General features: G+C 70.1%; 14 protein-coding genes. 7 read left to right on the top strand and 7 right to left on the bottom strand.

The window, feature by feature from the left end; all coding sequences use genetic code 11:
* Positions 1-318 precede the first annotated feature (318 nt).
* The 3 genes from FPZ12_RS35725 to FPZ12_RS35735 form a co-directional block, all read right to left on the bottom strand.
* Positions 319-960: an Rv1733c family protein gene (locus tag FPZ12_RS35725; RefSeq protein WP_424923676.1), complete on the bottom strand. Its 642-nt coding sequence runs from the start codon at positions 958-960 to the stop codon at positions 319-321.
* A 282-nt stretch (positions 961-1242) separates the two neighbouring features.
* Entirely contained in the window at positions 1243-2013 is a 771-nt protein-coding gene (locus FPZ12_RS35730) for a crotonase/enoyl-CoA hydratase family protein (RefSeq protein ID WP_144751429.1), read from the bottom strand.
* A 165-nt stretch (positions 2014-2178) separates the two neighbouring features.
* Positions 2179-2754, bottom strand: a complete 576-nt coding sequence (locus FPZ12_RS35735) for a helix-turn-helix transcriptional regulator (protein ID WP_144751472.1) — start codon at positions 2752-2754, stop codon at positions 2179-2181.
* A gap of 128 nt (positions 2755-2882) precedes the next feature.
* On the opposite strand from FPZ12_RS35735, the gene folE reads away from it, so the two are divergent.
* Complete coding sequence (gene folE, locus FPZ12_RS35740; protein ID WP_144751432.1) at positions 2883-3479, top strand: GTP cyclohydrolase I FolE; 597 nt, start codon at positions 2883-2885, stop codon at positions 3477-3479.
* Between the two features lie 37 nt (positions 3480-3516).
* A complete protein-coding gene (locus FPZ12_RS35745; RefSeq protein WP_243770206.1) occupies positions 3517-4335 on the top strand; it encodes a hypothetical protein in 819 nt (272 codons plus the stop codon).
* A 180-nt stretch (positions 4336-4515) separates the two neighbouring features.
* On the opposite strand, the gene FPZ12_RS35750 is transcribed toward FPZ12_RS35745, so the two are convergent.
* The gene (locus FPZ12_RS35750) at positions 4516-5622 is read right to left on the bottom strand and encodes an NAD(P)/FAD-dependent oxidoreductase (protein ID WP_144751438.1); all 1107 of its coding nucleotides are present in this window, start codon (positions 5620-5622) and stop codon (positions 4516-4518) included.
* A gap of 81 nt (positions 5623-5703) precedes the next feature.
* The gene (locus FPZ12_RS35755) at positions 5704-6285 is read right to left on the bottom strand and encodes a PadR family transcriptional regulator (protein WP_144751441.1); all 582 of its coding nucleotides are present in this window, start codon (positions 6283-6285) and stop codon (positions 5704-5706) included.
* A 101-nt stretch (positions 6286-6386) separates the two neighbouring features.
* On the opposite strand from FPZ12_RS35755, the gene FPZ12_RS35760 reads away from it, so the two are divergent.
* The 4 genes from FPZ12_RS35760 (at position 6387) to FPZ12_RS35775 (ending at position 10179) form a co-directional block, all read left to right on the top strand.
* Positions 6387-7790 (top strand): MFS transporter, encoded by a 1404-nt coding sequence (locus FPZ12_RS35760; protein ID WP_144751444.1) that lies wholly within the window; start codon positions 6387-6389, stop codon positions 7788-7790.
* Positions 7787-8770 (top strand): substrate-binding domain-containing protein, encoded by a 984-nt coding sequence (locus FPZ12_RS35765; protein ID WP_144751447.1) that lies wholly within the window; start codon positions 7787-7789, stop codon positions 8768-8770. The genes FPZ12_RS35760 and FPZ12_RS35765 overlap by 4 nt, the downstream gene beginning before the upstream one ends.
* Complete coding sequence (phtC, locus tag FPZ12_RS35770) at positions 8767-9465, top strand: 3,4-dihydroxyphthalate decarboxylase (protein ID WP_243770207.1); 699 nt, start codon at positions 8767-8769, stop codon at positions 9463-9465. Before FPZ12_RS35765 ends, phtC begins: the two co-directional genes overlap by 4 nt.
* Before the next feature lie 111 nt (positions 9466-9576).
* Positions 9577-10179 (top strand): hypothetical protein, encoded by a 603-nt coding sequence (locus tag FPZ12_RS35775; protein WP_144751450.1) that lies wholly within the window; start codon positions 9577-9579, stop codon positions 10177-10179.
* Here FPZ12_RS35775 and FPZ12_RS35780 read toward each other — a convergent pair.
* Together FPZ12_RS35780 and FPZ12_RS35785 are read right to left on the bottom strand one after the other, a co-directional pair.
* Positions 10173-10922: a GAF and ANTAR domain-containing protein gene (locus tag FPZ12_RS35780; protein WP_144751453.1), complete on the bottom strand. Its 750-nt coding sequence runs from the start codon at positions 10920-10922 to the stop codon at positions 10173-10175. The two genes, FPZ12_RS35775 and FPZ12_RS35780, sit on opposite strands and share 7 nt — an antisense overlap.
* A 55-nt stretch (positions 10923-10977) precedes the next feature.
* Entirely contained in the window at positions 10978-11721 is a 744-nt protein-coding gene (locus tag FPZ12_RS35785) for a GAF and ANTAR domain-containing protein (protein ID WP_144751455.1), read from the bottom strand.
* Positions 11722-11956: 235 nt separating this feature from the next.
* Between FPZ12_RS35785 and FPZ12_RS35790 the strand changes: the two genes are divergently transcribed.
* Complete coding sequence (locus FPZ12_RS35790) at positions 11957-12634, top strand: LmeA family phospholipid-binding protein (protein ID WP_144751458.1); 678 nt, start codon at positions 11957-11959, stop codon at positions 12632-12634.
* Positions 12635-12680: the final 46 nt, after the last annotated feature.

The raw sequence follows: 12680 nt of genomic DNA on the forward strand, positions 1-12680 counted from the left end.
ACTCGCGACCTCGGCGCCCGGCATCGGCCCGCGCGGCATGCGCTGCGCAAAAGCCACCACCGGCGACCACTCGCGGCCACGGCGCCCGGCATCGAAGGCCCCACCCTCGCGGCGCGCGCATCCAGCTTCGCCCGTGCGGCATCCCCTGCGCGAAACCCACCACCGGCCGTAGCACCCAGCTCGCCCCTGCGGCACGCGCTGAGTGAAGCCACCTCGGGCGACCACATACCCACCGGCCGAGGCGCCCGGGAACCAAACCCCACCTCGCGGCGGGCGCCGAGCGGATCCCGCCCCGCGGCATCCGCTCCGACGAGCCCCTCAGTTGCGGCCGCGTGCCCAGCGGTCGCCGACGTGGGCCCACTCGCGATCCCAGCGGACCGCGCGGCGGCGGTCCAGCACGAAGCGGGCCATCCAGTACACGGCGGCCAGCGCGAGCGCCGCCACCAGCCACGAGAAGATCCCGGCGAGCACGCTCGTGGTCGCCGCATCCGAGGGCGTCAGTGGCGCGGGCACCGGGTCACCGCTGTCGGTCAGCCAGATCGGCACCTTCGTCCCGGCGGGTGTGCCGGGGTCGGCGGCGATGGTGCCGAAGCGTTCGGCGCCGCCGGCGACGGTCCAGTGCGCGGCGGTACCGGCGGAACCGGTGCCGTTGCCGAGGTACGCGCTGTCGGACGCGGGCACGGGTGTCGGCGCGTCCTGCAAGAGCGTGGCGGTGGACAGGTGGCGCGATCCGCGCTGCTCGGCGGAGACGGCGAGCTGCCCCGAATAGGTGTGAGCCCCCACGATCCCGGCGAGCGGGAGTGCGATCAGCAGACCGAGCACGACGACGAGGAGCATCGCCGCCTCGACCCGGTCCGAGCGTCTGGCCAGCGGGTTACGACCTAGGTGGATACGGCGCCAGAATCGGGCTACACGCCCGAATGGTCCGTTCACGGCCGGAGTCCCCCTTTCAGTGTTCACAAGGCGATCACGAACGTTGCATACCCACTTTGCCCGTCGGCACCCGAATTGGCTCGTGAAGGAGACCAAGACCGCTCTGAGCCGCTGGTCACAACGTGGTTTTTGCCGCGCTCGAAGGGAAACACCATGCTGACACGAACGCAAGCCGTGACCACGGCCGAGCCCCCGGGCCCACAAATGGCTCAACGAAGCCGAAAGCCCGGCCCCGCCGGAGTGACGGACGGTGATCCGGATCATGACCCGTCCACACCCCGGGAAAGGGCCATCAAGAATGGTCGCCCCTCAGTCGAAAGAACCGCCGCGACCCGCTCCTTCGGCGAACCTGCGCGCACCCGAAGCCGCATCGGCGGTGAGTGAAGACATCCCGAATTGCCATTCCGCGGAAAACGCTTCCTGCTCAGTCAGTCCGTGCTGTCCGAGAACGGAAAGGCGATCGTTCCGCAGACAGGTCTGCGGAAAACGCGCGATTTCGGCGGCGAGTTGTTCGGCCGCTTCACGCTCGGTACCGGAGGGCACCACCCGGTTCGCGAGCCCCATGCGCAGCGCCTCCTCGGAGCCGACCGGGCGGCCGGTCAGGATCAGGTCCATGGCCTGGCTTTCACCGATCAAGCGAGGCAGCCGGATGGTGCCGCCGTCGATCAGCGGGACGCCCCAGCGGCGGCAGAACACGCCGAACACCGCGTCCTCCGCCATCACCCGGAGATCGCACCACAGCGCCAGTTCCAGACCGCCCGCGACCGCATGACCTGCGACGGCGGCGATCACCGGCTTACTCAACCGCATCCTCGTCGGCCCCATCGGCGCGCGGCCGTCCGGGGCGAGCCGGTTGGCGCGCTCGGTGCCGAACGCCTTGAGGTCCGCGCCCGCGCAGAACGTGCCGCCTTCGCCCCACAACACCGCCACCGCGGCGTCCGGATCGGCGTCGAACTCCTCGAACGCGGTGAAGAGGGCTTCACCGGCCGGACCGTCCACCGCGTTGCGGACCCCGGGCCGGGAAAGGATCACCGTGGTCACCGGCCCATGCCGTTCCACCCGCACGCTTCGTTCGCTCATTCCGCGGACACTAGCAGCCGGAAAACAATTCCCCGGCCGTCATTGCGCGCCGCCTTTCATTGTCTGGTCCAGACAATTGCCGGAGACCGCGGTTCCGCACCGTTCCACCCGGCCACCGGAACGGCGTTCCACTGATGATCAAGACCTCACCCGAACGGGTGGAATTCACGCGGGACGCAGTTCGACGCAGCATTCACCGGCCCGCGGGCTCAGCTCCGCGCGCATTCCGGACCCGGTCACGCAGCCGCCGAGGAAAGCGTGGTTCAGCCGGCAGACCAGTTCCGGGGAGCGCGCCGCGAGCGGGTGGAACGGGCAGTTGCGCAACCGCACCCGGCCACCGGCCTCGCGCTCGGGTTCGTAGCCGTGCCGCTCGAGGAAGCCCTCTATCCCACCCTCCGGGAACTCGGCCCTCTCCCCTATTTCGCCGGCGACCCGGACCGCGGCGTCTCGCGCCTGTTCACCCTCCGCGCCGGTGAGCACGGTCTCGAGGAGGATCTCCGTCAGCACGTCGTGCGAGCGCTGCGGGATCGCGACCCGGATCTCCAACTCGGTCGGCCGGTAGACCTTCGGCGTGCGGCCGACGCGGCGGGTGCCGGGCAGCGGCTGGTAGTCCGCGCGCAGCAGCCCGACATCGACCAGTTTGTCCAGGTGGAAGGCGGCGAGCTTGCGGGAGATGCCCACACTGGCGGCCGCCTCGTCCCGCGTAATGGGACGGCGGGCCCGCCGGATGTAGAAATACATCGCGCCACGCAGCTCGTCCTCCAGCGCGGCCACGGCGGTGATCGAAGTGTTCAGGGTCGCGTCCACCCTGCCGAGAATAACGCCTATAGTTTTTGGTGAAATAGCTGTTGAAGAGCAAGGAGCCTGCGGTGTACTCCAACACGGCGTTGCACGTGGTGCACACTCCGGAAGACGTCGACCTCGACGCCGCGGAGCAGGCCGCCGGCCAGTTCCTGCGCGCCCTCGGCGTCCTCGAAGACGGCGAAAGCATGCGCGACACCCCGCGCCGGATGGCGAAGGCGTACGCGGACCTCTTCACGCCGCGCCCGTTCGACCTCACGACATTCCCCAACGACGAGGGCTACGACGAGCTGGTGCTCGCCCGCTCGATCCCGCTGCGTTCGGTGTGCGAGCACCACCTGCTCCCGTTCACCGGGATCGCGCACGTCGGCTACCTGCCCGGCGAGCGGATCCTCGGCCTGTCGAAGCTGGCCAGGATCACCGAGCACTTCGCCCGGCGGCCGCAGGTACAGGAGCGGCTGACCAAGCAGATCGCGGACTGGCTGTCCGAACAGCTGCAGCCCAAGGGCGTCGGCGTGGTCATCGAGGCCGAGCACACCTGCATGACGCTGCGCGGGGTCCAGGCCGTCGGCTCCACCACGGTCACGTCCACCCTGCTCGGCACCCTGCGCAACGACGCCCGGTCCCGTCAGGAGTTCTTCTCGCTGACCGGCGTCAACCGCTGACAGGTCTCCGCGCGAAGATCGTGCTTGACTGTGTGCGATGGAGTTCGAGGCGGTGTCCGACGAGCTCTTCGGCGCGAAGCGCGAGGAGTTCACGGCACTTCGTGACGAGCGGGCGAAGCAGGCCCGGCCGGACCGCGAGCTGGCGGACCGGATAGCCGGGCTGCGCAAACCGACGGTCGCCGCGTGGCTGGTGAACCAGGTCAGCCGCGCCTGTCCCGAGGAGATCGACGAGCTGGCCGAACTCGGCGAGGCGCTGCGCCGCGCGCACCAGAACCTGTCCGGTGACGAGCTGCGGTCGTTGTCGCGGCGCAGGCACGAGGCGATCGACCAGCTGAACAAACGGGCGCATTGGCTGGCGCGCAAGGCGGCTTACTCGTTCAGTGACGCCGCGGAGCGGCAGATCGCCGACACCTTCGAAGCAGCCGTGTCCGATCCGCAGGCTTTGGAGGCCGTGCGCGCCGCGCGGTTGAGTACGGCGCTGACACCGGGCTCGCCGGAGCAATGGCTCACCGCCGCCATCGTGCCGGAGGCGCCGAAGAAGAAGGCGGCGAAGAAGCCGAACCGCACCGAGAAGGAGCGCGAAGAGGAGAAGCGCCTTCGCGCCGAACGGAAGAAGGCGCAGCGCGAAGCGGACGAAGCGGCCGAAGCCGAGGAATCCACCGAACAAGCTCTCCGCGACGCCGAGCACGAAGCCGATGAAGCCGCCGCACGCGTCGAGGACCTCCGCGCGCGGCTCGACGAAGCTGTTCAGACAGAACGGGAAAAGCGCGCAGAGGTGACAGCCGCGCGTAAGGAGCTCACAGCGGCGCAGCGCGCCACCAGGGAAGCCCGGCAACGCGCTGTGGACCTGGAGTGATCACCCCACGGGGATAGGCGGGCGGCGCTCGAACACCACCACACCCCCGAACCAGAGCGATCAGCCCACCGGAATCGTCGGACGGCGCTCGAACAACACCCCGCCCCCGAACCAAAGCAATCACCCCACCGGAATTCTCGGACAGCGCCCGAACACCACCACACCCCCGAACCAGAGCGATCACCCCACCGGAATCGTCGGACGGCGCTCGAACACCACGGTGCCGCGCACGATGATCTCCTTGTAGCGGGCGGCAAGGCGGCCGGTGAGGATCGCTTCGCGCGGGCTGTCGTCGCCGTGGGTGAACTGGATCAGCCCGTCCTTGCGGCCCAGGCTGATGCACTGGTTCAGGTACGTGAACCGCAACGGCTTCGGCTCCTTGCCCTTCAACCTCGCGGCGAGGCCCTTCACCGCGCGCTGCATCGTGGGCAGGCCGGTGGCGCAGGCCATCCGCAGCTCCTGCCCGTCCGGCCGCCGCATCGACGCCGCGTCGCCGACAGCCACGACATCCGGATGCGACACCGACCGCAGCGTCTCGTCGACGAGCATCCTTCCCTTGTCGTCCACGGCGAAGCCCGCTTCGCGCGCCAGCGGGGACACGGCGAACCCTGCCGTCCACACCACTGTGTCGGCCGCGACGTGCGCGCCGTCTTCGAGCACCAGACCGTCCGCGCGCACTTCGGCGACGCGCGCGTTCTCCCGCACCTCGATCCCGAGCCGGGCGAACACGCTCTGCAGATACCGCCGCCCCTTCTCCGACAGCGCTTCGCCGAGCTTCCCGTTCGTCACCAGGCGGACCTTCAGCTCCGGGTTGGTCTCCGCCAGCTCGGCCGCGGCCTCGATCCCGGTGAGCCCGCCGCCGGTCACCGCGACGGTCTGGCTGTCGCTCAGTTTCTCCTTGAGCCGCCGCGCTTCCTCGAGACTCGTGACCGTGTACGCGTGCTCGGCGCCGCCGGGCACAGTGCTCAGGTCCGCCCGGCTGCCGAGCGCGTAGATCAGCTTGTCGTAAGGGATTTCCCGGCCGCCGGCGGTGCGCAGGGTGTGCGCGTCCGCGTCGATCCCGGTGATCCGGTCGACGACCAGCTCCACGCCCGTGCCTTCGAGCAGCGCGCTCAGCGGCAGATCGCGCAGCGTCTGCCCGCTGGCGAACTGGTGCAGCCGGACCCGCTCGACGAACTTGTCGTGCGCGTTGACCAGCGTCACGTGCGCGCCGGTCCAGCGCGCGGCGAGTTTCGCCGCGCCAAGCCCGGTATAACCTGCGCCGGCGACCACGATGTGCAGCGTCATCTCTTCCGTCCCTTCGTCAGGATCTCGACCCCAGGACAGGGAAAACGCGCGATCTGTGACAGTCCGGCCGGGTGACCCGCGTCACCGTCCGAGCTTGGCCGCCAGTTCGAGCCCGCGCTCGGCCCATTCGATCTCGGTGCGCGCCCGTTCGGCCATGCCCTCGTACACGTGCACCTTGTAGGCCACGATCGCTTCGTGCCGCTCTTCGGGCGCCTGCGCCAGCCGGCGCTGCAGCAGCTCGGTCTCGTGCGCGCGCAGCTGCGCGACGTGCCTTTCCCAGCGGTGCAACTGCTCCTGGTGGTGCGCCTTGTGCAGTTCGAAGTGGCGGCGCACGGTTTCCGGCGCGGTGTACTCGAAGTAGGTGGCCTTGAGGTACGCGACGTCCCGGACCCGTTGCGGCGCTTCGACTTCCGACACCCAGCGCGTCAGCTCGGCGGCGCCGTCTTCGGTGATGCGGTACGCCCGTTTGACCGCTTTGGTGCCGCGCGGCTGCTCGTCCGCGACGACGAGCTGCTCGGCTTCGAGCCGCCGCAGCTCGGTGTAGATCTGCGGATGCGGCGCATGCCAGACCCGGTCGGCCGACTGGTCGAACTGTTTGGCCAGCTCATAGCCGGTCATCGGGCCCGCGTCGAGCAGGGCCAGCAACGCGTGCCGCAGGGACATCCACACTCCAATATGTATCTACGTACGTAAATCTTGACATACTTTCGGGACCGCCGATAGCGTACGGCCCCGCTCGGTCAGTGACGATCGGAGTCCCCTTCATGAGCACCCCCGTGAACGGCCGCGCGGCCGTCATCGTGTTGACCTACCTGGGTTTCGCGCTGCAGATGGTCCAGGTCGGCCTGCTTCCGCTGCTGCCGTCGATCGGCAAGGCGCTACACACCTCCGCTGCCGGCACGTCCTGGATCCTCACGTCAGGGCTGATTTCGGGCGCGGTCTTCCTCGCCGTGCTCACCAGGCTCGCCGACCTGATCGGCAAGAAACCCGTGATCCTGCTGGCGATGGGGCTGGTGCTGGCGGGCTGCGTGATCACCAGCTTCGCCGACACGCTCCCGCTGGTGCTGCTCGGCCGGGTGCTGATCGGCGCGCAGCTGCCGATGCTCGCGCTGCCCGAAGCGATCGCGAGCGACACCCTGCCGCCGACCCGCGCGCACACCGCGATCAGCGCCATCCACGTCGGCACCGGGCTCGGCATCGCCGGCGGCCTGCTGCTCGGCGCGGTGATCGGGATCCACCCGCAGAACTGGCATCTGTTCTTCGTGGCATGCGCGATCGCCGCGCTGATCGGGCTGGTCGCGACGGCCGTGTTCGTGCACGACTCCCCCGCCCGCGCCAAGGGCGGGCTCGACGTGCCGGGCGCCGTCCTGCTGACGCTTTCGCTCGTGGCGTTGCTGCTCGGGCTCAGCCAGGGTCCGACATGGGGCTGGGGTTCGGCCGCAGTGCTGGGACTGCTGATCGGCGGGCTCGCGCTCGGTGTGCTGTGGTGGTGGCGCGAACGCACCGCCTCGACGCCGCTCATCGACGTGTCCTATTTGGTCCGGCCAGAGGTCGGGCTGCCCTACCTGATGACTTTCCTGATCGCGTTCGGGATCTACGGTTCGCTCTCCGCGGTCACCCGGCTCGCGCAGACGCCGGTGGCGTCTGGATTCGGCTATGGCTGGTCGAGTCTGATGGCGGGCTGGTTCGCGCTGCCGCAGGCGGTCGGCAGTGTGCTCGGCATCGTCGTACTGCGCGCGGCGCGACCACGCGGCCTGGTGCTGACGGCGGCGATCGGGTTCCTGTCGATCACGCTGGGGTTCCTCGGTTTCGCGCTCGGGCACGCCACCCCGGTGATCGAACTGGTGTCGCTCGGTTTCGACTCGATGGGCTTGGCGGTCGCGCTGGCGGCGACCCAGCTGCTCGTGCTGCGCGCCGTGCCCGCGGCCGAATCCGGGATCGCGCTCGGGCTTTCCGTGGTGATGTACGCGGTCGGCAACTCCGTCGGCAGTGCCGTGGCCGGGGTCCTGTTCGCAAGCCTGACCACCCCGGCGGGGCAGCCCGCGCTCAGTTCGTACCTCGTCGGATTCGCCGTCTGCGGGCTGTGCTCGCTCGCGGCGCTGGCGGCCTGCGTCCCGCTCGCGCGCCGCCGTTCCACCGTCACGCACTTGGAAGGAGCCGCCGCGTGAACCGTCTCCAGCTGTCCTTCGCCTGCTGGGACTACGACCGGATGCGAGCGTTGCAGGACGGCCGGGTCCGGCCCGAGGGCGCCGACCTCAACTTCCTTTCGCTGCCCGTCGAGGAGACGTTCTACCGGCAGTTGCGGCATCGGGAGTTCGACGTCAGCGAGATGAGCCTCTCGTCGTACCTGCTGACCCTCGACTCCGACGAACCGCCGTTCGTGGCGCTGCCCGTGTTCCCCTCGCGGTTCTTCCGGCACCAGTCCATCTACGTCACGGGCGACATCCGCGAACCCGCCGATCTGGTCGGCAAACGCGTGGGCACGCCGGAGTACCAGATGACGGCCGGGGTGTGGCAGCGCGGGATCCTGGCGGAGGAGCACGGGGTGCCGGTGGACTCGGTGCGCTACTTCACCGGCGGGATCGAGGAAAGCGGCAGGCACGAGAAGATCGGGCTGAACCTGCCCGACTCGATCAGCGTCACGCCGATCGAGGACGGCAAGACGCTTTCGGCCATGCTCGCCGACGGGGAACTCGACGCGATCTACAGCGCGTCCCAGCCCTCGTGCTTCGGGCGCGCGCCCCAGGTGCGGCACCTGTTCGAGGACTTCACCGCCGTCGAGAAGGACTACTACCGGCGCACCCGGATCTTCCCGATCATGCACACCGTGGTGCTCCGCCGTGAACTGCACGAACGGCATCCGTGGCTGGCCCGCTCGCTGACCAAGGCGTGCACCGAATCGCTGCGGCTGGCGTACGAGGATCTGACGCACCGCAACGCGTTGAAGGTGATGCTGCCTTGGCTGCAGCAGCACCTGGCGGAGACGCTCGACGCGCTCGGGCCCGGTTATTGGGACTACGGCCTGGAAAAGAACCGGCACGTGCTGGAGACGTTCGCGCGCTACTCGTACGAACAGGGCCTGGCGTCGCGGGTGCGCGCCGCGGAGGAGATCGTGCTGGCTTCGGCGTCCGACGAGTTCCGATTGTGAGGTCCGGAGTGGACAGTCTGCGGCAAACGATTTCCGACGCCTGCCGGGTGCTGGCGGCGAAAGGCGCGGTCAGCGGGATACTCGGCCACGTCAGCGCCCGCGTCGACGGCGGCCTGCTGGTGCGCACGCGCGGCCCGCGCGAACGGGGATTGCGCCACACCACGCCCGAGGACATCCGGCTGGTGGACCTGGACGGCCAGGGCGAACTCGGCGAGTGGACGGTGCCGAACGAACTGCCGATCCACACCGAGGTGTTGCGCGCCAGGCCGGAGGTGGGCGCGGTGGTGCACGCGCATCCGCCCGCGCTGCTCGCCTGCGGGCTGAAAGGCCTGCCACTACGGCCGATCTACGGTGCGTTCGACATTCCCGGGATGCGGATGGCTGCCGACGGCGTGCCGGTCTACCCGCGCTCGGTGCTGATCCGGCGGCGTGATCTCGCGCAGGAGATGCTCGCCGCGATGGGCGGGAAACCGGTGTGCCTGCTGCGCGGGCACGGCGTCACTGTCACCGGTGAGACCGTGGCCGAGGCCGTCGTGCGCACCCTCGCGCTGGAAACACTCGCCCGCGTGACGCTGCAGGTGGGCCCGGATATACCGGCGGTGCCGGACGAGGACCAGGCCGAGCTGCCCGACCTCGGCGGCGCGTTCTTCCATGAAACCCAATGGCGGGCGCTGGTCGCGGACCTCGATGGCTGACGAGCCAAGCGAGTGAACCCTCCTTCCCGGCCTGCCGGGCGGGGTCTATCGTTCTTGGCCTGTCGCCCGAGTCCCCGGTGGCTACACCCCAAACTGTGCCCGGGAAAGCTGATGCAGGAAGACGCGCCACCGAACGAAATCCCGTCCGCGCAGCGCTGGTTGAACGCCTGCCTGCGCGTCGCGCCCCGTGACGATCCAAAAGAGACACTGATCGCCGCGGCGCGGGAGGTGCGCGCGCTCGTCGGCGCGGACGCCGTCGCGGTGCGGACACCTGAGGGAACGCTGCTGTCGCAAGGCATCACGGCCGGGCCCAGCTGGCAGGCGGCCGAAGAGGCGGCAGCCACGGCGTTCCGCACCGCGCTGCCCGGGGTGGTCGCGGACGGCACGGCGATGGTGGTGCCGGTCGGGCTGCTGCCGGGCCGGGTGCACGCGGTGGTGTTGCTGGCACGCGGGGAAACCCGGGCGCGGTTCGACAGGATGAGCAGCGTGCTCGTGCACAGTTACGCGGCGCAGGTGGCGATGGTGCTCGACGACTGGCCCGAGGTCAGCGAGTTCGCCGACAACCTGCTCGAACTGGTCACCACGGCCGGCGTGGCACTGGCCGGGGCGGCCGAACTGGCGGAGGACCCGAGGGTGGAGGGGCGGATCAGGGCGGCGCTCACGTCACTGGACCAGAGCGTGGCCCTGATCCGCGAGTTCACCGAGGATCACTGACCGCCCGCCTGCCGCCGGTACCTGTCCACCACGCCCTCGGCTTCCGGGCCGCCGTTCACCACTGCTGCCGCGACATCGGCGAGCCGGCGGCCGCTGCTTCGCGCGTAGGTGCGCAGCGCCCGGAACGCCTCCGTCACGCCGACTCCCAGCCGTTCCGCCAGCACGCCCTTGGCCTGTTCGATGACGATCCGGCTGTTGAGCGCCGTCTGCAGTTGTTCGACGAGCACCTCGTGCCGGCGGAACGCGCGCTCGTGGAGGATGCCGATGGTGGCGATGTCGGCCAGCGCCTGCCCCACGCCGAGGTCTTCCTCGCTCAGCTCGAGCGCCTCCGTGCCGAACAGGTTGACCGCGCCGATCACCTCGTCGCGCAACCGCATCGGCACCGCCGTGACGGCGGAGAACCCGGCCTTCTGGGCGGCTTCGGCGAACCGCGGCCAGCGGCGCGCCGCGTCGGCGAGGTCGTCACTGTGCACCGCGTTGCCGGTGCGGTAGGCGTCCAGCGCCGCGCCCTCTTCGTCGTCCAGCTGGAGCTGCTCCAGCAGGCGCGCCTGCTCGTCGGAGGCGGCGACGACCGTGAGCATGCCGTTCAGGTCGGCCAGCAGCAGCCCGGCGGCGTCGACCTCGAGCAGCTCCACGAACCGCCGCGCGAGCCCGTTCAGGAAGCCGATGAGGTCGAAGTCCGCCACCAGCGTGTCGGCCAGTTCCACGAACGTCCGCGCGAGCTTTTCGCTGGGTACGCTCATGCGCGCACCCCGCTGACGCCCGGCGCGGCGGTGAATGATCCGCTCGCGAGCTCGCTCATGACCTGTCCCCTTCAGATAGTCCGTCGCCGCCCACCTCCGAGCGGCCGAACCGGAGCTGCCGGCTCACAACGGCGTGCGCCACGTCCCGCAGCCGCTCGCCGTGGCGGTACGCGTACGCCCGCAGCCGGACCATCGCTTCCGCGACCGGCACCCCCAGTTGCACCGACACCATGCCCGCTGCCTGGTGCAGTTCGGCGCCGCGGGCCAGGAAGTCTTCCTCGGTGGCGTTCCGCCCGCTGCCGGCACGCGTGTTCAGCACTATCGCGAGCGCCGCGTCCGCGTAGACGACCGCCTCGGCGAGTTCGGCGGCGCTGAGCGGCCCCGGCGTGCGGCGGAAAAGGTCGAGCGCCCCGAGCCGGACCGCGCCGACCCGCAACGGGATCGAGAACTGCGCGCACGCCCCGGCCCTTCGCGCCTCAGGCGCGTAGGCGGGCCACCGGGCATGGCTCATGGGCGAGTCCAGCTCCTCCACCAGCACCGGGCCGAACCCGGCGGCCGCGTCTATCGCGGGCCCTTCGCCGTATGTGGTTTGCAGCTCCACCAGCTCCTCGCCGAGTGGGTTCGTGGCACACGCCAACTCCCAGGACTGCAGCGTACTGGCGAGCAAAAGCGCGGCGTCATCGGCCGACACCGCTTCGGCACACGCCAGGCACACGTGGCGGAGCGCGACCGGGGCTGCTTCGTCGCGCGCCCGCGCCACGATCGCGGACCACACTCCGGCCGCCTTGTTCTGGTTCATTTCCTGGTACCGCCTTGGTGCTCTCGCTGCCAGGTTGCTGAACAATACCCAGAGTTTCCAGCTCGCTCCGGGTTCGGGCGAGAGTCTTTCGGCCCGAGCCGCCGACCGGTAGGGTGATTCGCCCTCCCGTCGCGGCCGTTCGGCCCGGTCTCGGGAGGCGCTCGTGGCCTGTCCATTGTGGATCGCGGGACGGCAGGTTCGCGGGTCGCCGGGGTGATCGTGTTTCCTGGGGGTCATGAATCGGCGATGGATCGTGCTCTCGGCCGTGGTGGTCGTGGCGGTCGCGGGGCTCGTCGTGGCGGCCGACCGGGTGACCGCGGCGGTCATCGCGTCCAAGATGGGCGAGCGGCTGGGCTGCGGCGGGACGGCGGACGTGCACGGGTTTCCGGTGCTGACCCAGCTGGTGTCCGGGCGGCTGAGTGACGTCACCGCGGACTTCACCACGGCTGACGCGCGGGTGCACCTGGAGGCACAAGACATCCCGATCAGCGGCGACGGCGCTGTCGGTGGGGTGACGGTGACAGCGACGGTGCCGTGGGCGACGGTTTCGTCGCAGCTGAGCCAGAACGGCCTGCCCGCGACGGCGCACGCCGAGGGCGCCCGGATGGCCATCGACGTCGCCGGTGGCCTCGGCTCGGTGCTGGCCGCCGTGCGCGTGGACGGCACGGCCTTGCAGGTGGAGCCCGAGATCGTGCGGTTCCTCGGCCAGGAGATGTCCGCGACCGCGCTGCGCCGCACCCCCGTCGCCGGGCTGCTCGACGCCCGCACGGTGCCACTGCCCGCGATGCCCGCCGGCCTGCTCGCGACGGGTGCGGATGTCGGGGAGCAGGGGCTGACCATCCACGCCGCAGGCAAGGATGTGGCGATTTCCGGGAACTTCGCGGGTTTTGGCGCTGGGTGCGGTTCGGGCTGAGTGGGCTGGTGTTTGTGGTGCTGGGGGCGGGGGTTGCTGGCCGGGC

Source organism: Amycolatopsis acidicola (assembly GCF_007713735.2).
Classification (GTDB): domain Bacteria; phylum Actinomycetota; class Actinomycetes; order Mycobacteriales; family Pseudonocardiaceae; genus Amycolatopsis_E; species Amycolatopsis_E acidicola.

What these genes read in the sequence shown, in the direction of transcription:
- FPZ12_RS35785 (WP_144751455.1), bottom strand. Translation starts at nt 11,721, where the DNA reads ATGAACCAGAACAAGGCGGCCGGAGTGTGGTCCGCGATCGTGGCGCGG.
- FPZ12_RS35790 (WP_144751458.1), top strand. Translation starts at nt 11,957, where the DNA reads ATGAATCGGCGATGGATCGTGCTCTCGGCCGTGGTGGTCGTGGCGGTC.
- FPZ12_RS35755 (WP_144751441.1), bottom strand. Translation starts at nt 6,285, where the DNA reads ATGTCCCTGCGGCACGCGTTGCTGGCCCTGCTCGACGCGGGCCCGATG.
- FPZ12_RS35745 (WP_243770206.1), top strand. Translation starts at nt 3,517, where the DNA reads ATGGAGTTCGAGGCGGTGTCCGACGAGCTCTTCGGCGCGAAGCGCGAG.
- FPZ12_RS35760 (WP_144751444.1), top strand. Translation starts at nt 6,387, where the DNA reads ATGAGCACCCCCGTGAACGGCCGCGCGGCCGTCATCGTGTTGACCTAC.
- FPZ12_RS35775 (WP_144751450.1), top strand. Translation starts at nt 9,577, where the DNA reads ATGCAGGAAGACGCGCCACCGAACGAAATCCCGTCCGCGCAGCGCTGG.
- FPZ12_RS35780 (WP_144751453.1), bottom strand. Translation starts at nt 10,922, where the DNA reads ATGAGCGTACCCAGCGAAAAGCTCGCGCGGACGTTCGTGGAACTGGCC.
- FPZ12_RS35730 (WP_144751429.1), bottom strand. Translation starts at nt 2,013, where the DNA reads ATGAGCGAACGAAGCGTGCGGGTGGAACGGCATGGGCCGGTGACCACG.
- FPZ12_RS35735 (WP_144751472.1), bottom strand. Translation starts at nt 2,754, where the DNA reads ATGTATTTCTACATCCGGCGGGCCCGCCGTCCCATTACGCGGGACGAG.
- FPZ12_RS35750 (WP_144751438.1), bottom strand. Translation starts at nt 5,622, where the DNA reads ATGACGCTGCACATCGTGGTCGCCGGCGCAGGTTATACCGGGCTTGGC.